The sequence below is a fragment of the Chryseobacterium sp. genome (genome assembly GCF_029240215.1).
Taxonomy (GTDB): Bacteria; Bacteroidota; Bacteroidia; order Flavobacteriales; family Weeksellaceae; genus Chryseobacterium.
Map to the genome: position 1 here is coordinate 1 of NZ_JARBTK010000009.1, position 21,320 is coordinate 21,320.

At 34.5% G+C, this 21,320-nt stretch carries 19 protein-coding genes; 10 read left to right on the top strand and 9 right to left on the bottom strand.

All coding sequences use genetic code 11. The annotated features are described in order from the left end of the window. Window positions 1-394: 394 nt before the first annotated feature. Both K0R77_RS15240 and K0R77_RS15245 read right to left on the bottom strand, forming a co-directional pair. Window positions 395-865: a VanZ family protein gene (locus K0R77_RS15240; RefSeq protein WP_300354203.1), complete on the bottom strand. Its 471-nt coding sequence runs from the start codon at window positions 863-865 to the stop codon at window positions 395-397. 190 nt (window positions 866-1,055) lie between these two features. Then, complete coding sequence (locus K0R77_RS15245) at window positions 1,056-2,684, bottom strand: acyl-CoA carboxylase subunit beta (protein ID WP_300354206.1); 1,629 nt, start codon at window positions 2,682-2,684, stop codon at window positions 1,056-1,058. Window positions 2,685-3,057: 373 nt separating this feature from the next. Between K0R77_RS15245 and K0R77_RS15250 the strand changes: the two genes are divergently transcribed. The 4 genes from K0R77_RS15250 to K0R77_RS15265 are packed head-to-tail and all read left to right on the top strand — an operon-like array spanning window position 3,058 to window position 6,465. Continuing rightward, window positions 3,058-3,663 carry a hypothetical protein gene (locus K0R77_RS15250; RefSeq protein WP_300354209.1) on the top strand — a complete coding sequence of 202 codons (606 nt, stop codon included), beginning with the start codon at window positions 3,058-3,060 and terminating at the stop codon, window positions 3,661-3,663. Between the two features lie 42 nt (window positions 3,664-3,705). Continuing rightward, complete coding sequence (locus tag K0R77_RS15255; RefSeq protein WP_300354212.1) at window positions 3,706-4,584, top strand: EamA family transporter; 879 nt, start codon at window positions 3,706-3,708, stop codon at window positions 4,582-4,584. A gap of 15 nt (window positions 4,585-4,599) precedes the next feature. Next, entirely contained in the window at window positions 4,600-5,679 is a 1,080-nt protein-coding gene (locus K0R77_RS15260) for a PorV/PorQ family protein (RefSeq protein WP_300354215.1), read from the top strand. Between the two features lie 30 nt (window positions 5,680-5,709). Continuing rightward, the gene (locus K0R77_RS15265; protein ID WP_300354217.1) at window positions 5,710-6,465 is read left to right on the top strand and encodes a hypothetical protein; all 756 of its coding nucleotides are present in this window, start codon (window positions 5,710-5,712) and stop codon (window positions 6,463-6,465) included. Window positions 6,466-6,528: 63 nt separating this feature from the next. Here K0R77_RS15265 and K0R77_RS15270 read toward each other — a convergent pair whose 3' ends face one another. After that, a complete protein-coding gene (locus tag K0R77_RS15270; protein ID WP_300354220.1) occupies window positions 6,529-7,098 on the bottom strand; it encodes a fasciclin domain-containing protein in 570 nt (189 codons plus the stop codon). Between the two features lie 135 nt (window positions 7,099-7,233). Continuing rightward, window positions 7,234-7,758, bottom strand: coding sequence for a peptide-methionine (R)-S-oxide reductase MsrB (gene msrB, locus K0R77_RS15275; protein ID WP_300354222.1), 525 nt, complete (start codon window positions 7,756-7,758; stop codon window positions 7,234-7,236). 94 nt (window positions 7,759-7,852) lie between these two features. Here msrB and K0R77_RS15280 point away from each other — a divergent pair, with 94 nt between their 5' ends. Together K0R77_RS15280 and K0R77_RS15285 are read left to right on the top strand one after the other, a co-directional pair. Next, window positions 7,853-8,419 (top strand): sigma-70 family RNA polymerase sigma factor, encoded by a 567-nt coding sequence (locus K0R77_RS15280; protein ID WP_300354225.1) that lies wholly within the window; start codon window positions 7,853-7,855, stop codon window positions 8,417-8,419. 2 nt (window positions 8,420-8,421) lie between these two features. After that, on the top strand, window positions 8,422-9,252 hold the full coding sequence (locus tag K0R77_RS15285; RefSeq protein ID WP_300354227.1) for an anti-sigma factor: 831 nt from the start codon (window positions 8,422-8,424) through the stop codon (window positions 9,250-9,252). Between the two features lie 70 nt (window positions 9,253-9,322). Here the strand turns inward: K0R77_RS15285 and uvrC are convergent, their stop codons facing one another. Together uvrC and K0R77_RS15295 are read right to left on the bottom strand one after the other, a co-directional pair. Further along, window positions 9,323-11,116 (bottom strand): excinuclease ABC subunit UvrC, encoded by a 1,794-nt coding sequence (gene uvrC, locus K0R77_RS15290; RefSeq protein WP_300354230.1) that lies wholly within the window; start codon window positions 11,114-11,116, stop codon window positions 9,323-9,325. Between the two features lie 86 nt (window positions 11,117-11,202). Continuing rightward, window positions 11,203-11,964, bottom strand: a complete 762-nt coding sequence (locus tag K0R77_RS15295) for a hypothetical protein (RefSeq protein WP_300354232.1) — start codon at window positions 11,962-11,964, stop codon at window positions 11,203-11,205. A gap of 127 nt (window positions 11,965-12,091) precedes the next feature. On the opposite strand from K0R77_RS15295, the gene hutH reads away from it, so the two are divergent. The 3 genes from hutH to K0R77_RS15310 all read left to right on the top strand — a co-directional run bounded on the left by hutH (window position 12,092) and on the right by K0R77_RS15310 (window position 15,914). Beyond that, a complete protein-coding gene (gene hutH, locus K0R77_RS15300; protein WP_300354235.1) occupies window positions 12,092-13,579 on the top strand; it encodes a histidine ammonia-lyase in 1,488 nt (495 codons plus the stop codon). Window positions 13,580-13,827: 248 nt separating this feature from the next. After that, window positions 13,828-15,330, top strand: a complete 1,503-nt coding sequence (locus K0R77_RS15305; RefSeq protein WP_300354237.1) for a S8/S53 family peptidase — start codon at window positions 13,828-13,830, stop codon at window positions 15,328-15,330. 143 nt (window positions 15,331-15,473) lie between these two features. Next, on the top strand, window positions 15,474-15,914 hold the full coding sequence (locus K0R77_RS15310) for a GNAT family N-acetyltransferase (protein ID WP_300354239.1): 441 nt from the start codon (window positions 15,474-15,476) through the stop codon (window positions 15,912-15,914). Window positions 15,915-15,919: 5 nt separating this feature from the next. On the opposite strand, the gene K0R77_RS15315 is transcribed toward K0R77_RS15310, so the two are convergent. From K0R77_RS15315 to K0R77_RS15325, 3 genes are all read right to left on the bottom strand, one after another. Then, entirely contained in the window at window positions 15,920-17,089 is a 1,170-nt protein-coding gene (locus tag K0R77_RS15315; RefSeq protein WP_300354242.1) for a carboxypeptidase-like regulatory domain-containing protein, read from the bottom strand. A 58-nt stretch (window positions 17,090-17,147) separates the two neighbouring features. Further along, on the bottom strand, window positions 17,148-17,975 hold the full coding sequence (gene ygiD / locus K0R77_RS15320) for a 4,5-DOPA dioxygenase extradiol (RefSeq protein ID WP_300354245.1): 828 nt from the start codon (window positions 17,973-17,975) through the stop codon (window positions 17,148-17,150). Between the two features lie 74 nt (window positions 17,976-18,049). Then, a complete protein-coding gene (locus tag K0R77_RS15325; RefSeq protein ID WP_300354247.1) occupies window positions 18,050-18,562 on the bottom strand; it encodes a YceI family protein in 513 nt (170 codons plus the stop codon). A 446-nt stretch (window positions 18,563-19,008) separates the two neighbouring features. Here K0R77_RS15325 and K0R77_RS15330 point away from each other — a divergent pair, with 446 nt between their 5' ends. After that, window positions 19,009-21,150, top strand: coding sequence for a S9 family peptidase (locus K0R77_RS15330; RefSeq protein WP_300354250.1), 2,142 nt, complete (start codon window positions 19,009-19,011; stop codon window positions 21,148-21,150). The last annotated feature ends 170 nt before the right edge of the window (window positions 21,151-21,320 follow it).

The window sequence follows — 21,320 nt, forward strand, 5'->3', positions numbered from 1 at the left end:
TATTGTATGAGACTTTTTTTTGGTATCAACTTAATTGACAATATAATTTAATAGATTGAAGATGTAGGATAGACCTATAAATAAACTATCAGAAAAAAGTTACTGAAGAAAGATTATCACAGAAATGTAAAGCCTTTAAGAATTGAATATTTGTTAATAACTGGTAGTTAGAAGAAACTGAAAGAAGAAAGTGTAAAAGCGCCAATGAAATAAAATGTGTTTAATAAAAAAATAAGAACCAGAAAATATAGTATTTAAACCAGATCTCTGACTAACAAAGCGTATACAGTTTACCTTCCCATATTTTTTTAAACAGATTAAAAGATTCACAGCCGAAAAAGACAATCAAGAATGACAGTAATTCTATTAAAAAAATATATTTAACTAATATAAATTATGAAGCTGTGGAAACTCTTCTTTTCTCTTCAAGTAAATCAAAATGAAATTTTATGTTGGCAATATTTTTCCAAGTTGCATATTTAAATAAGAAGAAACCGATAAGCATTCCTAATGTATTCAAAAATATGTCATCAACATCAGCAACTCCTCTTCCTGTCATGTACTGTATTGATTCAATTATACTTATTGCGATTAGAAAAAATAGCGTGATTGGAATAAAGCCATTGAATTTCCTGATGCACAATCCCAACCAACCGAACGGACTAAATAAGAATATATTACCAAATATATTCACAACAAAAGCCTGATTATCTATATTCTGATCGTTAAAAAAATGCTGTATTGTAATAAATGGCTGATGTTGAATGTATGAGATTTCAGAAGGTTCTCTTCCAGAAGCGTAGAACATCATATATAATAAAACAACTGCATATAGGACAATAAATACTGCAAAATATCTTTTCATAGGTTTCCTTTTGGGATTAGTAATTAAAAAGAGGTTGAAGTGCTTATTAGTTTTTAGTATAATCTAATAACAAAAATCTTACCCTATTAGTATGGTGTTTAGAGACTTTATAATTCTTTAGGACTATTTAACATAATATAAAAGCCCCACTTAAAAAAGTGAGGCTTGTTTTTATAAATTTGTTTATTTATCACACCTGAATAACTCCAAGATTAAATTTTTCTGTAATTGGAGAGTGATCTGCAGCTTCAATTCCCATAGAAATCCATTTTCTGGTATCTATTGGGTTGATGATCGCATCGGTCCATAATCTTGATGCAGCATAAGTAGCTTCTGTCTGCTTTTGATATTTTTTTGAGATCGAGTCTAAAATTTCTTTATGGGCTTCCTCAGTAATTTCTTTTCCTTGTTTTTTTAGCGTTGATTCCTGAATCTGAGCTAAAACTTTAGCAGCCTGTGAGCCTCCCATTACCGCAAGGTCTGCCCACGGCCAAGCAACAATCAATCGTGGATCGTAAGCTTTTCCGCACATTGCATAATTTCCCGCACCGTAAGAATTTCCTGTGATAATAGTAAACTTAGGTACAACAGAATTTGCAACTGCATTAACCATTTTTGCTCCGTCTTTGATGATTCCTCCGTGTTCTGATTTTGAGCCAACCATAAAACCTGTTACGTCTTGTAAGAAGACCAGAGGAATTTTTCTCTGATTACAATTAGCAATAAATCTTGTTGCTTTATCTGCAGAGTCCGAATAAATTACGCCACCAAACTGCATTTCACCTTTACCGCTTTTCACAAGTTTTCGTTGATTGGCAACAATTCCTACAGACCAGCCGTCAACTCTCGCTGTGGCACAGATTATGCTTTTTCCGTAATCAGCTTTATATTCTTCAAATTCAGAATTATCGACGATACATTTTATAATTTCTAACGTATCATACTGATCAGCACGAGAAACCGGCATGATTCCGAAAATATTATCTATTTTTTCTTTCGGTGGGAAGCTTTCAATTCTGTCGAAGCCAGCTTTTTCGTAGCTTCCGATAGATTTCATGATGTTTTTTATTCTGTTCAAAGCATCCTGGTCATCTTTAGCTTTATAATCTGTTACTCCGGAAATCGAACAGTGAGTTGTTGCACCACCCAAAGTTTCATTATCAATACTTTCACCGATGGCAGCTTTCACCAGATAGCTTCCTGCAAGAAAGATAGAACCTGTTTTATCAACGATCATCGCTTCATCGCTCATGATTGGCAGGTAGGCTCCTCCTGCCACGCAACTCCCCATTACGGCAGAAATCTGGATGATTCCCATTGCACTCATTTTAGCATTATTTCTAAAAATTCTTCCAAAATGTTCTTTGTCCGGGAAAATTTCGTCCTGCATCGGAAGATAAACTCCTGCTGAGTCAACAAGATAAATAATTGGAAGTTTATTTTCCATTGCAATTTCCTGAGCTCTCAGGTTTTTCTTCCCTGTTATCGGAAACCACGCACCTGCTTTCACAGAAGCGTCATTGGCAACAACCAGACATTGTTTTCCTGAAACATAGCCCATTACTACTACAACTCCGCCACTTGGACATCCGCCGTGCTCTTCATACATTTCGTAACCTGCAAAAGCGCCAATTTCTATGGAATCTGAATCTTTGTCGAGAAGATAATCTATTCTTTCTCTCGCCGTCATTTTTCCTTCATCGCGAAGCTTTTGAAGTCTTTTTTCTCCACCGCCTTTTTTTATTTCAGAAAGTAAACGATTTATTTCAGATAATTTTAATTTGTTTTGATCTTCTCGTTTGTTGAATTCAATATCCATGAAATTTCTATTTTAATGTGCCTAAGATACTACTTTTATAAAAAATAATATATTACAAATTTTTATGATTCAACGCATTGAAAATCATAAAATTATGAAATATTTAACACAGTTAAGTTTTTTTATGTTTGTTTTTTTTATAATTTTACATAAGAGGAAAGGAGCTGATTACTCCGTTATAAATCCTCTGTTCCTAGTTTATTTTTTTAATAGTTTATTATTTGAAGGCCCTGAAAGTTGCATAGACTTTCAGGGTTTTTTGATTGCTGATTTGAAGCGGTTTAAAATTCAAAGTTTAGAATATAAAATAATGACATTTGTAAAAACGTATTTGTAAATTTGCAGGCCGGTAAAACCGTAAACTAAATTTAGTATGAAATATTATCTTCTCTTTATTTTTCTAATCATAGCAAATTTTTCATTTTCACAAAATGTTCTTAAAGTCACAAACACTTACGGAAGTGAAAACGAAGAGATTCAAAATTTGTTAGACTTTGAGAATATTTATATTGAACAACTCAATTTTGAAAGCGAAAAATTAAAGGGGAAATATTATGTTATAAACTTGGAAGAATTTAGCAATGGAAAACTTGTGAAAACTTCAACATTATTTGATGGTTCAGAATCCGATTATTTTAAAATAGACTCAGAAAAAGAAATAGTGAAATTTTTCTTCAAATTAAGTGATAGAAAATTGAAAACTTATATAAGAGGACAAAAGTTTGGGAGCAAAAAATCATATTTCAACTTAAGCAGTGATTCTGATCAATATGCGCTTAAAGATTTTTTTGGAAATAAGAAGGAACTTAAAATAGATTTAACCAAGGAAAATGCAATATTTGCGATTATTACGCCAACAATTCATAAAGATGGTTCAGGTTCTTACTGCGAGGTTGCTCAATCTGAGGTTATGCCTCAGAAACTTGGTGAGCATTTTAGAATTCCGCATTACTTTTTGATTACCATTAAATTTAAGTAAAAGCACAAATAATAAATTTTTAAAGTTTTAATTAATATTAAAATGCAAAAACTAGCACTTTTCAGATTGCACCTGATTGTTTTTTTGTGGGGATTTACTGCAATTTTGGGTAAACTTATTACCGCAAACGCACACATTTTGGTTTTTTACCGAATGTTGTTTGCTGCGATATTTCTTTTTGTGTTCATCAGAGTTTTTAAAAAGGAAAGTATTAAAGTTTCCAAAAAGCTTTTTTTACAGCTTTCTGCCATAGGATTTTTCATGGCGTTACATTGGTTATGCTTTTTTTATTCTATTAAAGTTTCGAATGTTTCAATTGCTTTGAGCTGCCTTTCTTTGTCTACATTGTTTGCAGCCATTTTAGAACCTCTCGTTTTTAAAAGGAAAGTAGATGTTTCAGAAGTGGTCATGGGAGTTGTGATTGTTGCATGTATTCTTCTTATTTTTAAAACAGAGTTTCAGTATAAAGAAGGTATTTTCTTTGGTATTCTTTGTGCAGTTTTTGGGACTATCTTTTCTGTTTTCAACGGAAAACTATTTGGTAAAACCAGTCCAGGAAATATTATTTTTTACGAAATCTTCAGTGGTTGGCTTATTTTGGCTGTATTTTATTTATTATCTGGTCAAATATTTTCAATGAATGAAATAAATTACCGAGATTTGGCGTTAATATGCTTGTTGGCAAGTGTTTTCACTGCGTTTCCAATGCTTGAATCGGTAAAGTTGATGAAATATATTTCGCCTTTTACACTAATTTTAACAGTAAATTTAGAACCAGTCTACGGAATTATACTAGCTTTTTTTATCTTTGGAGAATCAGAACATATGAGTCAGGTATTTTATGTGGCATCATTGGTTATGATTTTGGCAATTGTAGCAAATGCTCTGATAAAAACTAGGAAACAAAAAACAATTAACTAAGCATCAATTTGCATGATGAAAAAATATCTTTTATTATTATTTTCCCTCTTATTCGGGTTTTCTCAATCACAGATTATCAGAAAATATTCCAATGAATTTTTAAATATTGGAGCCGGGGCAAGAGGTTTGGCTATGGGTGGAGCTGTGATCTCCAATCAGGACGATGTTTACTCGCCAATGTGGAATCCGGCTGGTCTGAACGGAATTAAAAAAGACTGGCAAGGAGCAGCAATGCACGCAGAATATTTTGAATCTATTGCAAAGTACGATTATCTTGCCTACGCAAAAGTTTTGGAAGAAGGCGTTTTCGGAGTTTCAATTGTAAGACTGGGCGTTGATAATATTTTGAATACCACTCAGTTGATCGATACGGAAGGAAATATTGATTACGATAAAATTACAAAATTCTCACAGTCAGATTATGCGGGAATTATTTCTTACGCATTCAGTCCAGGGGGAAATCCAAAGCTGGATGTCGGTATTAACGCTAAAATTGTTTACAGAAATGTAGGGAAATTTGCAAGTGGTTATGGTTTTGGTTTTGATGTTGGTGCAATTTATAAAGCAGATAACGGCTGGAAATTCGGGGGAATACTCCGTGATGCAACAACTACAGTGAATTTCTGGAGTATTAATCAAAACGAATTGTCGGCAGTGGTCAACGGTGAAGAATTCAACCCTGCACCAACCGATAAAATGGAACTGACGATGCCGAAGTTGAATGCGGGTGCAAGTAAATTATTTGAAATCAACAGTAGTTTATATGTTTTACCCGAAGCGGGAATTAATGTGGATTTTGCTAAAACAGCAGCTCTTCTCTCCACAGATTTTGCCAGTATTACTCCATATGCAGGTGCTGAATTGGGTTATCAGAAAATGATTTTTGTGAGATTAGGAGTCAATAGATTCCAGTCGATTACTGATATTGAAGATTTAAGCAGAAAAGTTTCCTTCCAGCCGAGCGCAGGTTTAGGAATCAGATACAGAGGTCTGACTCTTGATTATGCAATCAGTAACTCAGGAATCGGCGGATCAAATTTCTTCTCAAATTTTTTCTCTCTGAAACTGGATATGGGTGAATTTAGGAATGATTAAAAAATTAAGATTATTTTAAAATTAATTACAATGAAGAAACTTTCAACAATAATAGCAGCTCTTTGCATTACGTTTTCGTATGCGCAAAAGGTTTCCGATTATCAATATATTGCACTTCCAGAGAAATTTAGCGGATTTAAAAACGATCAATACAAAATGGATGTATTGCTTTCTAAAACATTGAAACAAAAACAGTATGTAGTTGTTTCAGGAAACAGAAGTCAATGGACGGCGGAAGCCAATTCAAATCCATGCAGCGTTTTGAATGCAGATGTAATCAACGACAGTGGTTTTTTGAGAAATAAGGTTGTTTTGGAATTTAAAGATTGCAACGGTAAAGTAATTGCAAGCCAAAAAGCGAGCACTTCGATTAAAGAATTTGAGGAAGGTTTTCAGGATGCTTTAAGACAGGCGTTGGTAACGGTTCCGGTTTCAAGTCCGAAAGAAATTCAGATGCAAGTGGCTGGTCAGGAAGCACAATCTTCAGAACCTGTAAGAGAAGCTCCACGTCAAAATGTAGATAATTCTTCAAATCAATCGGGAAAATATACGAATGGAAAAGTAAGTTTGCAAAAAGTTCAGATTGACGATAGTCAGTTTATTTTGGTTGAAAGTAATAGTTCTGTACCATTTGCAACTTTTAAATCGACAAGTAAAAAAGATACCTTCAAAGTAAAATTAAATTCAGGAGAATCAACCATCGGATATTATGAAAACGGAAACATCGTGATTGAGATGCCAAAAGGCAATGATGATTATTCAAAAGAAGTTTTCATTTTAAAATAAATAAAAAAGCCTTATCTGTCATCCAGATAAGGCTTCCTTAAAATAAACCATAAAAAACTAAAACTATGGTAATAGAACAGTATCTATTACATGTATAACACCATTTGACTGATTGACATCAGCGATTGTCACTTTTGCTTTGCTACCTTTTGCGTCAGTTACATACAAATCGTTTCCTTTTGTCCAAAAAGTAAGCTGTTCTCCTTCTACTGTCTTCATCATTGCTTTTCCATTTCCTGCTTTTACTGCTGCCCAAACTTGCTTAGCACTGTATTTACCAGGAAGAACGTGATACGTTAAAATCTTTGTAAGCATTTCTTTATTTTCAGGCTTTACCAAATTTTCAACTGTTCCTGCAGGTAATTTTGCGAAAGCTGCATCCGTTGGAGCAAATACTGTAAAAGGTCCTTTGCTTTGTAAAGTTTCCACCAAACCTGCTGCTTTTACTGCTGCAACCAATGTTGTATGATCTTTAGAATTTACTGCATTTTCTACAATATTTTTAGAAGGATACATTGGTGCTCCACCAACCATTACCGTCTTTTCTTTCATTTTCTGAGCAGCTGCATTTCCACTTAATGCAAATGATAAAGCGACCATTCCTAAAACTGCAAATTTTGATCTTGTGTACATTTTTTTGATTTTTTAAATTATTATTATTTGATTTTTCTAAATTTTGTTCTTGCTTTTATTTACGACAGTAACATGATTTCAGTTTTACGTTTTTCAAATATTTATTTTATTTAATTGAAAATCAATGTATTAAATTTATTTCTTTTTCTTTTGATTAGGAACAAACTCTAAAGAAACCGAATTCATACAGAATCTTTTTCCTGTAGGTTTTGGTCCGTCATCAAAAATATGTCCCAAATGAGAATCACATCTTCCGCAAAGCACTTCGGTACGCTCCATATTGTGAGAGTTATCCTTTTTATATTTTACACCATCTTTTCTCAAGGGTTCATAAAAAGAAGGCCATCCACAAGTTGTAGCAAATTTTGATGTTGACAGAAATAACGCATTACCGCAAACTGCACAGTAATAAGTTCCCTTTATATCAAATTCATAATATTTCCCTGTAAAGGCCATTTCGGTGGCTCCTTCTCTTGCAACTTGATAGAGTTCTGGTTTCAGAATTTTCTTCCATTCTGCATTGCTTACTTTTAAGGGAGCTGTGTTTGTTTTGGAGTAATAAGGATTTTTCGCCTTAAAATTTTCTGACTGTGCTGAAATATTTCCGAAAATCAAAATCAGGAAAAACGCGGAAAATATTTTCGTAATCGTATTTTTCATTTTTAATTAAATTTTATAATGATTGTTTATGAATATATATACGAGATAAATTTTTTGAAAGATTTTTTCTGTTGTTCATTTTATTTTATTAGATTTGATATGTAAAATATTCAATATTAAAACAAACTATTCGGAAGACGAACTTATTGCTTTGCTCAGACAAAAGAGCGAATCAGGTTTCCACCACTTATATGACCATTATTCAGGGGCATTATATGGGGTGATTCTTCGGATCGTACAGTCAAAAGAATATACTGAAGAAATTATTCAGGATGTTTTTATGAAAATCTGGAATTCTATTCACCAGTATGATGCTGCAAAAGGAAGATTTTACACTTGGATGATCAATATTGCCAGAAACACAGCAATCGATTATTTAAAATCAAAAAGTTTTCAGAACGAATTAAAAAACCAATCATTACCTGATTTCGTATATAACAATGCGGAACTTTCAACCACCAATAATTCAGATTTTATTGGATTTAATAACGTGCTTGAAACTTTAGAATCTGATAAGCAGGAGCTCATAGATCTTGCTTATTATCAGGGCTATACGCAGAGTGAGATATCAGAAAAACTGAACATGCCTTTGGGTACTGTAAAAACGAAAATGCGAAATGCATTGATGAAATTAAAAGATTTATTAAAAGATTATCAATAAAATTGAATAGTAAAGAGTACATATCATCCGGAATTCTAGAATCATACATTCTAGGTCATGCTTCTCCCGAGGAAGCAGGTATTCTGGAGTGTGTAATGAAGAATAATGCTGAAGTAAGAGAAGCTTTTGAGGAAGCACAAAAAACTTTTGAGATGCTTGCTACTGCGCAGGCTGTGACCCCACCCAACGATTTGAAATCTAAAATCTGGGATAAAATTCAACAACAGGAAAAAGTTGAATCAGATATTGAAAAACCGGTTATACCTATACAAACCAGTGTTCAACAAAGCGAAATAACAACTACAGCTCAGGATATTAAAACTGAGAAAAACGGCAGTTGGAAAAACTTTGCAATTGCTGCTTCTTTACTGTTTTTAGTAAGTATAGGTGCTAATCTGTATTGGATGAACAGCCAGGCTGAGATCAATGAGAAAATGGTAAAACTGGAAAGTGAGGCTCAATCTAAAAATGTTGCAATGCAGAATATGCAGCAGAAATTAGATATTGTTGCTAATCCCGATATGAAAAAAATTGTCTTAGCCGGCGTTGACAAACATCCGCAATCTAAAGCAACGGTTCTATGGGATACCAGCTCTAAAGATGTTTATCTGAATGTAAACAGTCTTCCGAAGGCACCCGAAGGAATGCAGTATCAATTATGGGCAATTGCAGACGGAAAACCTGTAAGCGCAGGAATGTATTCTGAAGATAAGGACGGAAGAATTGCATTATCAAATATTCCAGATGCGCAGGCATTTGCTATCACACTTGAGAAAAAAGGAGGAAGTGAAGTTCCGACTATGGAAAATATGTACGTAATGGGAGGAGTTTAAAATTTTAATAAAATATATTGTATAAAAAATCAGCTTAATAAAATTGAGCTGATTTTTGTTTTTAGCGAACTTATATATTATTAAAAAAATCAAAGACTATCTTCCCCTTGCTTTTTCCTAAGATTTCCTCTAAAGTTTCCAGATTGGCTTCTTTTATTCTTTTTACTGATTTTAATTTAGATAAAAGCATTTCAATAGTTCTGTCGCCTACGCCGGGAATTTCCTCAAGCTCAGATTTTATGGTTGAATTGGTTCGTCTGGTTCTGTGATGTTTTACCCCAAAACGGTGCGCTTCGTCACGTACTCGCTGTAGAACTTTCAATGTTTCAGATTTTTTATCGAGATACAAAGGAATAGGGTCTTCCGGAAAGAAAATTTCCTCAAGTCGTTTGGCGATACCGACAATTGTAATTTTTCCATACAGTCCGAGCAATTTTAAACTTTTAATGGCTGATGAAAGCTGTCCTTTTCCACCATCAATTAAAATCAGTTGTGGCAGAGCTTCACCTTCATCGAGCATTCTTTTGTAGCGGCGGAAAATCACTTCCTCCATGGTTTTAAAATCATCAGGACCTGTAACGGTTTTTGGATGAAAAATTCTGTAATCTGCCTTGCTCGGTTTTCCGTCTTTAAATACAACACATGCCGAAACCGGATTGGTTCCCTGAATATTTGAGTTGTCAAATCCTTCAATATGACGCGGTTCAACAGGCATTCTCAAGAGTTTCTGCATTTCTGCCATGATTCTGTTTGAATGTCTTTCAGGATCTACAATTTGTACCTGTTTCAACTTTTCTATTCTGTATTCTTTGGCATTTTTCTCAGAAAGTTCTACAATTCGTTTTTTGTCACCCATTTTAGGAACAATCAGTTTCACATTCGGGATTTCCAAAGTTAAATGAAAAGGTATAAGTACTTCTTTGGAATTCGATTCAAACTTCTGACGAATTTCAATTAAAGCTTCTTCCAAAATATCTTCATCGCTTTCTTCAATGATTTTTTTTATTTCAGTAGTGAAACTTTGGATGATATTTCCGTTTCTGATTTTAAAATAATTAACGTAAGCTGCTGTTTCATCACTTGTCATTCCAAAAACATCGACATCATCAATGTTTGGATTGACAACAGTATGTTTTACCTGATAATCTTCCAATATATCGAGTCTTTCCTTGATAATCTGTGCATTTTCATACTGAAGATTTTCTGCATATTTCATCATTTGGTTGATCAGATATTTTTTTGCAGTCTGGAAATCCCCCTTGATGATTCCGCGTATTGCATCAATTTTCTCATCGTATTCTTCTTTGCTTTCCAAACCTTCACATGGTCCTTCGCAATTTTTTATGTGAAATTCAAGACAGACTTTATATTTCCCATCATTAATTTTATTCGGAGATAGATTGAGATTACAGGTTCTGAGCTTATAAATATGTTTGATCGTATCTAAAAGAATCTTTGCAGGGCGTACTTTCGCATAAGGTCCGTAATATTCTGATCCGTCTTTAATCTTCGTTCTCGTTAGAAAAATTCGTGGAAAATCTTCATTTTTAATGCAAATCCAGGGATAAGTTTTGTCATCTTTCAACATGACATTATAAAATGGCTGATGTTCTTTGATTAAATTATTTTCCAATAAAAGCGCATCATATTCGCTGTTGACAATGGTAGTTTCCAGTCGATGAATCTTTCCGACCATTATTTTTATTCTGGAACCTAAAAGATTTTTATTAAAGTAAGAGAGAACTCTTTTTTTCAAATGTTTAGCCTTTCCTACGTACAATAAATTTCCGTTTTTATCGTAATAACGATAAACTCCGGGCTCTGATGGTAAAGTTTTAAGCTGTAATTCTAAAGAAGGATTCATAAAACAAAATTACGGAATCCTGATGTGATTTAAAAGCATAAAAAAAGCTGCAGAAAATTCTGCAGCTTCAGATTTTAAAAATAATTTTATCCTTTTGTCATCTCGGTATATTCATTAACCAAAAAGCTGAAATAATCCCATTCTACAGACTTCTTAGGGTATTTTTTCATAAATTCTGCGTTATCGCCAAATAAGAAATCATAGTTGTCTTCAAAATCATCTTTGTGTAGCCACATTACTTTGTCACCTTTTTTCACATAGTAAGATTTGATAACTCCGCCACCCAATTGAGGTCCGCCAAATGAAACGCCACCGGTTTCTTTAGCTCTAGGATCATGATAAACTGAGATCAATTCGCTGAATTCTGGATTGATCAACTGCATCAAAAACTCTTTATCATCCTTTTTATTTTTAAGAGAAACAGTCTGGTTGACAAAATGAATATGCTCGTTAGTAGTATTTTTATTAAGTTTTTTTGTCCCGAAATTTCTGATATTGCCCATATACTTTCGAACTTTTAAAGCTTTTTCAAAATTGCTTGGGAAAATGTACATTTCACCAACATTTTCAGCGGCGAATTTCATTTGTTTTTTTGTTGCGCTGTCCTTAATTGCAATCTCGTAAATCTGTCCTTTTTTCGTTTCGATGTCACTGCAGAAACCTTTATGGGTAGTTCCGTCCTTTAAGATAATTGTAGAAATCTTTTTCGTAGAAGGGCCCGAGAAACCCTCATTGAAAAGATAAGTTTCCATTTTTTTGATGTTTTCTTTAGAGTACTTCACTTTGTCTTGAGCGAACGAGAATGCACTGGTAAGAGATAGTGCCAGTAATAAAGCTTTAATTTTCATACATTTAGTTTTAATGTTAGGGCGTAAAAATAATAAATAATTTGATTGGTTTTAAAAATAAATTACAACATTTGTTTTGCATTTTCATTTCGCCTCAAAATGTGTATTTTTAAGCAAATTTTTTGAAATGATATACGGAGTAGATGTTTTGAGTTTCCATGATGTTCTGGAAATCTGTAAAACCCCTGATAAAGCTAAATTAAATAAGACTGCGAAAGCGCAGATCCTAAAATCTCAGGATAATGTAAAGAAAATTGTAGAGTCTGATCGTTGTGTTTATGGGATCAATACAGGATTCGGACCACTTTGTGATACAAAAATTTCTGCTGACGAAACTGCGCAGCTTCAGTATAATTTAATTATTTCTCACGCAGTTGGCGTTGGAAAACCGATTGATAAAGAATTTTCGAAAATCATGATGATTACGAAGGTTCATGCGTTGTCAAAAGGTTTTTCGGGAGTTTCTCTTGAGGTAATTGAAAGATTAATTCTGATGCTTGAAAAAGACATCATTCCTGTAGTTCCGGAACAGGGCTCTGTGGGAGCTTCAGGAGATTTGGCACCTTTGTCACATTTGGTTTTGCCACTTTTAGGTTTAGGTCAGGTTTGGGTTGGAAACGAAATTTTTGAAACTGCAGAAATTCTTGAAAAGCATCAGCTTGAACCTTTGGTTTTAGGTCCAAAAGAAGGTTTGGGATTGATCAACGGAACACAATTTATTTTGGCTCATGCGATAAAAGGTCTTGAGAAATTTGAATATTTATTAGATTTGGCAGACATGACGGCAGCGATGAGTCTTGAAGCATATAGAGGTTCAGCAAGTCCGTTCAAAAAAGAGCTTCACGACATCAGACCTTTTGAAGGAAGCAAAAAAGTGGCGGCAAGAATGCTTAAATTTTTGAAAAATTCCGACAATTTAAAATCTCACGAATATTGCGACAGAGTACAGGATCCTTATTCGATGAGATGTGTTCCGCAGGTTCACGGTGCAAGTAGAAATGCTTTTGAGCATTTAAAATTAATGGCAGAAACGGAATTAAATTCTGTAACCGATAACCCGATTGTTTTGAGCGCTGAAGAATCTATTTCAGGAGGGAATTTCCACGGACAATTGATGGCAATGCCTTTAGATTATGCAACATTGGCGGCGGCTGAATTGGGAAATATTTCAGACAGAAGAAGTTATTTGTTATTGGAAGGAAAATACGGATTACCAAGATTGTTAACAGAAAGTTCAGGTTTGAATTCTGGATTTATGATTCCTCAATATACTTCTGCGGCTTTGGTGACAGAGAATAAAACACTTTGTTTCCCGGCTTCCGCAGATTCTATCCCAACGAGTTTGGGTCAAGAAGATCACGTTTCGATGGGGAGTATTTCAGGGAGAAAATTCAATCAGGTTTTAGGAAATTTAGTAAATATTTTGGCGGTTGAATTGATGTTTGCTGCTCAAGGTTTAGAATTCAGAAGACCTGCGAAATGTTCAAAAATTATTGAAGAAAACTTCGCAATTCTTCGTTCAAAAGTTGATAAACTGGAAGATGACAGATTGATCGGAAAAGATATTTTAGCGATTGCTGAATTAATTAATGAGAGACAATTTGTAGTGAATTAATCAGGTCAATTTTTATTTAAATTGTAGAGATCATAAGTAACTAAGGTCTTTGTCATTCTGTAGGAATCTCGATAAAGCTGTAATTTTAAAATATTTAGGAGAAATATATAGAAAGCTTCCAATTTGGAAGCTTTTTTTAATATAAAATAATGAGAATTCTATGTTCGTAATATTAAATTTCAAACATCAAATGTCTGTAATTCAGTAGAAAGTGTTAATTTGGTAAAACCAAACAAAAATATTCTACTATGAAAAAATGTGTATTCCTATTACTCACGGTTTTCGCTTTGAGTTCATGTAATAATGATGATCTCCAAACCTCATCAGTCGAAAATGAAATCGTACAGACCGATCCGCTTACTGCAAGACAAATCAATGAAAAAATCAACGAAATAACCAAAACCAAAGGCAGATTTTCCTGGAACGAATCTTCATCCCATTTTTTATGGAGTGGAATTGTTCAGGGAAACAAAGTTGCTTCCATTGGTTTCGGAAATTCTAAAGATGATTTCGACAGAAGCAAATCTGCTGATTCAGAATCAATGCAGAATGAAATTTTAGATGTCATTGCACAATATGAAGGAAAGAAAGACAGAATTTTACTCGCCTCAGATGAAAACCTGAATCAAATAGATGTGTATATTGAAAAGCAGGAAACCGTGATTGCTCTTCGTCGTTTAAAAACCATTCGTTATTTTGAACCTGCAGATTACCATTATTTTGAAAATGAAAATAAAATTAACGGTGTTGCAAAATCAAGCGGAAGTTCATCCGGGTGCGGATTTGAATCAACAGCTTTAAGCGCATCAGATTATACAACGGTAACACCAAACGCAAAAGCATCATGGTCTTTTTACAAACATAATATTACCAACGCATGGAGTTACAGTACAGGAGCAGGAATTACGATTGGTTTGATTGATTCCGGAGTTTCAGCAAATCAGAGTTTGTTGGGAAGTAGTTTTAATAACGGTTTATCTTCTGGAAGATCAATTAGTAAAAATGGAGTTTATGTAGATTCTGTTTGGCCGTGGAGCTCAGGTTTTGACGGTTCAGATGACAAATGCGGTCATGGAACAAGTATGGCTTCTGCGATGGCAGCTCCGAGAAATAATCAGGGACAACCTGTTGGAGTTGCTTATAATGCCAATTTAGTGACTTACAGAGCGGCTTCCAATGTTGTTTTAGATGGTTATCACGAACAGGAAGGGGTTAAACTGGCTTTTACAGCATTGGCAAATAATACTTCGGTAAAGATCATCTCCATGTCGATGGGACATATTTTTTCTGTAGGGAAGATTGAAGACGGGGTGAAATACGCGTATTCAAAAGGCAAATTGATTTTCTGTGCAGGAGGAACTTCCACAAGCTTTACCACTTTCGTCGGAGTGATTTTCCCGGCTTGGATGCCTGAAACACAGGCAATCACAGGTGTGAAAGAAAATACATCCAACCAAAAATGTGATGTCTGTCATTCTGGAGCTGAAATTGATTTTACGTATCAGATGGAACGTGCCTCAGGAAATAATATTCCGGTTTTAAGTTATTATAATGCACAAACTGATTATGTAGGTGGTTCTTCCGTTGCAACAGCTTCTACTGCGGGAATTGCAGCTTTGGTATGGTCAAAAAATCCTTCATGGACGAGAGAGCAGGTTTTAACCAAAATGAGACAGTCATCAACATATTATCCGACGCCAAATTCAGATTTTGGATATGGAAATATCAATGTTTTACAGGCTGTACAGTAAATAAATTATATTAATTTCAATGCTCCCGACTGATAATTAAAAGAATGTTTTGATTGTTAGTCGGGAGCATTTTTTGTTCAGTAAACCAATGTCTATGTACGAAATTTTATATTTTTATCTTAATTTGCTTTAAAAATAAAAAAATGATAGTCAAAAGAGTCGATTCCACAGATAAGGATTTCCAAAAACTGGTACAATTTTTAGATGCAGATTTAGCGATCCGTGACGGTGACGAACACGATTTTTACCATCAATTCAATAAAATTGATATGCTTAAACATTGTATTGTTGCTTATCTGGATGATGTTCCTGTTACTTGTGGAGCTATAAAACCATTTAATGAAGAAAGTGTAGAAGTAAAAAGAATGTATACTGATCCTCAAAAGAGAAAAATGGGTTTAGCTTCAGAAACTTTAAATCAATTGGAGATTTGGGCAAAAGAACTCGGATATAAAAAATGTGTTTTAGAAACGGGAATAAAACAACCCGAAGCAATTGCATTGTATGAAAAATCTGGTTATCAGAGAATTCCAAATTATGGGCAATATATTGGGATAGAAAATAGTGTTTGCTTCGAAAAATAAATCAATTAATCTCCCAGTTTATAATCCAGCGGTAATAATTTCTCAATTTTATCTTTTGCAAACTCTCCCTGATTGGTCAGCTGACCGGGATTGGAAGTGTTTCCATCAGAATAAATTTCAAAAGTATCTTGTTCAGGATGAAGAAATGAAGTCTGCATAATTGGCATAATACCTTTCACAAACTGATCTTTTTTTAGTTCATAATACAATTTTTTAAAATTGATCTGCATCATGTGATCATAATCCAAAAACAATTTTCCATCAGTCTTTTTAGTGTAATCAGATTCCGGAATCTGAATTTTGGTAACAGCGATTTTGTAAGGTGACTCATTGCGTTTTCTGTTTCCGATATCTAAAATATCTTCAGGAACATTCAGCGTTTTTTTTGATTTTAATGTTTTTGCAAAATCTTTTAGTCGCTGCAATTCTTCTTCAGTAGGATATTTTGAATTGGGAAATTTGGTGATCTGATTCACAATGAAACCTTCATCTGCAACCTTATTTTCATAAACGCTCCTGAAAAAATGAACCTGACTTCCGTCGTAAGCATTCATTCTGTTGAGCTTTACTTTATTGGTACTTTTCGTTTCTCTAAAAAAGCTGGTTCCCATAAATCGGGTCGTGTTGTTTTCAAAATCAGCAATATATTCCACAAGATTATAATCGATGGTATAACCAAGATTTTTATTTTCAATAATCAATATTTGCGGAGCTTTCACCTTGAGAATTTTATTTTCTTTATCAAATGAAAACTTCAGAGAACGTTGATTTTTTATGCGCACATTTTCCTTATCATTTCCGATAAAAGAATCCAGAAAAAAATGAATGTAATTTTTGTAAGCCGCTTCTGTATAAGGAATAATTCTTACTTCCTCAATTTCTTTAGCTTTAATTAAAACAACTTTCAGCTTTTTATTTAAAACTTGCGAAACAGAGATTGTGAATGTCTCGTAATCGTCTTTCTGGAAAACCAGACTGTTGTTATTTGCTGAAGGAAGATTTAAGGTGAAACTTCCGTCTGCTGCGGAAACCGTTCCTGTTTTCGTTCCATCCAGATAGACATTCACATTGGAGATAGGTTTCTCAATGTCATTCACTACCGTTCCTTTGATGGTCTGAGCAATTACGAGATAAAACGGTAAAATTATAACTAAAAGTAATATCAATTTTTTCATGGTAAACAATATTACTAAATTTATAGTGATAAAAAAAGGCTATCACAAAAATTTTATTTTACCCAATCCTTACACTCGTCATGCTCAGACTTCCGCCAATTAATTCATCATTAAACAAAGCAAGATCCTCAGATTTATCTTTCAAAGCCAAACTATACACCAACGGTAGATAATGATCAGGACTCGGAACTGCATATTGCAGAAAAGCGCCTTGTTTATGATAATCAATAATATTCTGAAAATTTCCGTCCAAAAGCCAATTGTTTGTTTTTTCTCTTGCTTCGATTGCCCAATCCCAACCGGCTCCAACAGTATTGATGTTTCGCCAGTCGATTAATCTTAAATTATGAATGATGTTTCCGCTTCCGATAATCAGAATTCCTTTTTCACGAAGTTTATTGAGCCTTTTAGCTAAATCAAAATGATATTGCGGCGGTTTTGTATAATCGATACTCAACTGAATCACAGGAATGTCAGCTTCAGGATACATGTGCTTGATAACCGACCATGCACCGTGATCCAAACCCCAGTTGTGATTTTCCTCCACTAAAATTGGCTTCAAAAGTTCGGCAGTTTCTTTTGCCAGTTCAGGATTTCCGGGAGCAGGATATTGTACATCAAATAAAGCCTGTGGAAAACCTCCAAAATCATGAATGGTTTTTGGCATATCCATCGCAGTGACAAAAGTTCCTGCGGTAAACCAGTGCGCTGAAATACACAAAATGGCATTCGGTTTCGGGATTTCCTTCGCTACATTTCTGAAACCCTGTACAAACTGATTTTCTTCAATAGCATTCATCGGCGAACCATGTCCCAGAAAAAGAACAGGCATCTTCTGAGTGTTCTTAAAATTGTCGCTGATGTTTTGTAGATCGTTGAGATTCATAATATCCATCTTAAAATAAAAGATCCAGTGATTATAGTAAACCACCGGATCTTCAGAAAACTATATTTAATTTACTATGCTTGCTTTACAAACTGTAGTTCACCAGCAATTTTCACATCTTCGCTTACCATTACTCCTCCTGCTTCAAGAGCTGCATTCCAGTTTAACCCGAAGTCTTTTCTATTGATTTTTCCTTCAAAAGAAAAACCTGCTTTTGTATTTCCCCAAGGATCTACATTGATCCCTCCGAAATCTACATCTAAAGTTACCGGCTTAGTAATACCGTTTACTGTAAGATTTCCTGTAATAGAATCGTTCAAGGCATCAGATTCGAAAGTGATTGTAGGATTTGCTTCTGCGTTGAAGAATTCTGCTGATTTCAAGTGAGCATCTCTGTCTGCATTATGCGTAGAGATAGAAGATACCTGAATCGTTGCTGTAGTTTTTGCATTTTTAAAGGTATCGTCATCAGCATCGATTTCAGCAGTGAAATTGGTGAAATTTCCTTTGATGTTAGAAATCATCATGTGTTTTACTTTAAAAGTAATTTCACTGTGCGTTGGGTCTAAATTCCATTTTGTAGCCATTGTATTTATTTTTTATTGTTATTGTATGATGCAAATGTATAACAAGAACGATATCCGATTCATTGATTTAGGATAAGAAATGAGTTTTCTAGCATATTATTATGAAGCCGCAGAAAATGAAAATCAAAAGTTTTACCGGAAACCTTCTTGCATCCTTGTAGAATGTTTTCCCTGTTACCGGAAAGTCTGTAGCACCCTTGCAGTGAACTTTCCGGAAAGCAGGAAAGCTTGTCGCACCCCTGCAACAGGTTTTCCGGAAGCCCGGAAAGTATGTTGCACCAGTGAAAGGCTTTTCGATGATAATCAAATTTTCTCAAGAAATATAATAAGTTATGACTTGATAAACTCTCTCTAATTTACTCAATTCAAATAAATTCATCTTTTATTTAACATTTTTTAACGGACGGGTTTTATTTCTTACTTTTGACAGATTCAATTTTTATGCAATGAAATTATATAAATTTTCTTTATTGATGGTGGTTTTGGGCGGATCTGTATTTGCACAGACCCAAAAATTTACCATGGCAGAAGCTGTAAACGGACTGCGAAGTAATCTTGCAGTGAAAAACATCTCGCAGTTTTCGTGGTCAGACGACGGCAAATCTTATATTCAGGCTGTGAAAGGAGGGTATTTGGTGACAGATTTGAAAACCAACAAACAAGATACTTTGGTTTCTCTGACGCAGCTCAACAAAAATTTTGCAGACAAAAAGCTGAAAGCGGTTCCACCAATTAAATTTACCAATACTTCAAACGGTTATTTCAGTGCAAATAATCAGATGTATTGGGTAGAAAAATCAGGAAACGACTGGAAGGTAAAACGTTCATCTGCAATGGATGAGAATGTTTCAAACATGAAGATGTTTGCTGATAACCAAACTTTTGCTTACACTGTAAAGAACAATTTATTCATCGGCAAAAACGGAAAAGCAATTGCGGTAACCAATGATTCTGATGAAAATATTCTCAACGGAGCATCCAACGTTCACAGAAACGAATTTGGAATTGATACAGGAATTTTCCCTGCCCCGAATTCTGAAAGTGTAGCCTTCTACAGGATGGATCAGAAAATGGTTGCAGATTATCCTATCATCGACTGGTCTGTAACTCCGGCGGTGAATACCAACATCAAATATCCAATGGCAGGAAAAACTTCGCACGAAGTTACGTTGGGTGTTTATAATATTAAAAATGAATCAACTACTTTCTTAAAAGTTCAAGGCGAAAAGGATCAGTATTTAACGGCAATTACGTGGAGTCCGGATTCTAAATATATTTTTGTAGGTGTCTTAAACAGAGGTCAGAATCATTTAAAAATGAATCAATACGACGCTGCTACAGGAAATTTGGTGAAAACTTTATTTGAAGAAACCGACAGTAAATATGTTGAACCACAACATCCGTTATTATTTTTCCCGAATTCTAATACAGATTTTATCTGGCAAAGTCAGAGAACAGGATATAATCATTTGTTCCACTACAGTTTGGAGAAAGGATTGATTGCTCAGATCACAAAAGGAGATTGGTTGGTGACGGATATTTTAGGATTTAATGAAAAGAAAAAAGAAATTTACTACGTTTCTACTCAGGAAGGTCCGACAGAAAGACATTTATACAGAATTAACTGGACAACATTCAAAACTCAAAAATTGGATAATGCAGAAGGTATGCATTCGGGAGTTTTGAGCAAAGACGGAAATTACCTGTATGATATTTATACCAATTCAAATACACCGAGAATTGCCAATATCATCAATACCAATTCTCTGAAATCAACAAATCTTCTGACTGCAGAAAATCCACTGAAAAATTATCAGCGACCGGAAATTAAAAACATCAACTTAAAAGCAGACGACGGAACTTTACTGTACGGAAAGATCATTCTACCGACCAATTTTGATCCGAATAAAAAATATCCGGCAATTGTTTACCTATACAACGGACCGCACTTGCAATTGGTTACGAATAGCTTCCCTGCTTCCGGAAATCTTTGGTACGAATACATGGCACAAAACGGATACATCATTTTCACGATGGACGGAAGAGGTTCTTCTAATCGAGGAATGAAATTCGAACAGGCTGTTTTCAGAAACTTAGGAACTACCGAAATGAACGACCAGATTCAGGGAGTAAAGTATCTGCAATCTCTTCCATATGTAGATTCCGAAAGAATGGGAATCCATGGATGGAGCTTCGGAGGATTTATGACGACAAGTTTCATGCTTCGTCATCCTGAAGTTTTCAAAGTGGGAGTTGCAGGGGGACCTGTAATCGACTGGAGTATGTACGAGATCATGTATGGTGAAAGATATATGGATACTCCGCAGGAAAACCCTCAAGGATATGCAGCTTCAAATCTTTTGGATAAAGTTCAAAACCTGAAAGGAAAGCTATTAATGATTCACGGAGCGCAGGATGATGTTGTGGTTTGGCAACATTCGATGAAATTTATAAAATCTGCGGTTGACAACGGAGTACAGTTAGACTACTTTGTTTATCCGGGGCATCCGCACAACGTGATCGGAAAAGACAGAGTACATCTGATGCAGAAAGTGACTGATTATTTTGATCAGTATTTAAAGAGATAATATTTAAATCCAACCGATGAGGTTGGATTTTTTTGTTTTTAGAATCTCAATTTCCATAAGGTTTGTCAATCCGTAGGAATCTCAATAACGTATTTAAAACTAACATAGATTCTGTAGAGTAATAGACGAAACGGTTATTTTTTTAAGAATTAATTTCATATAATTATTTT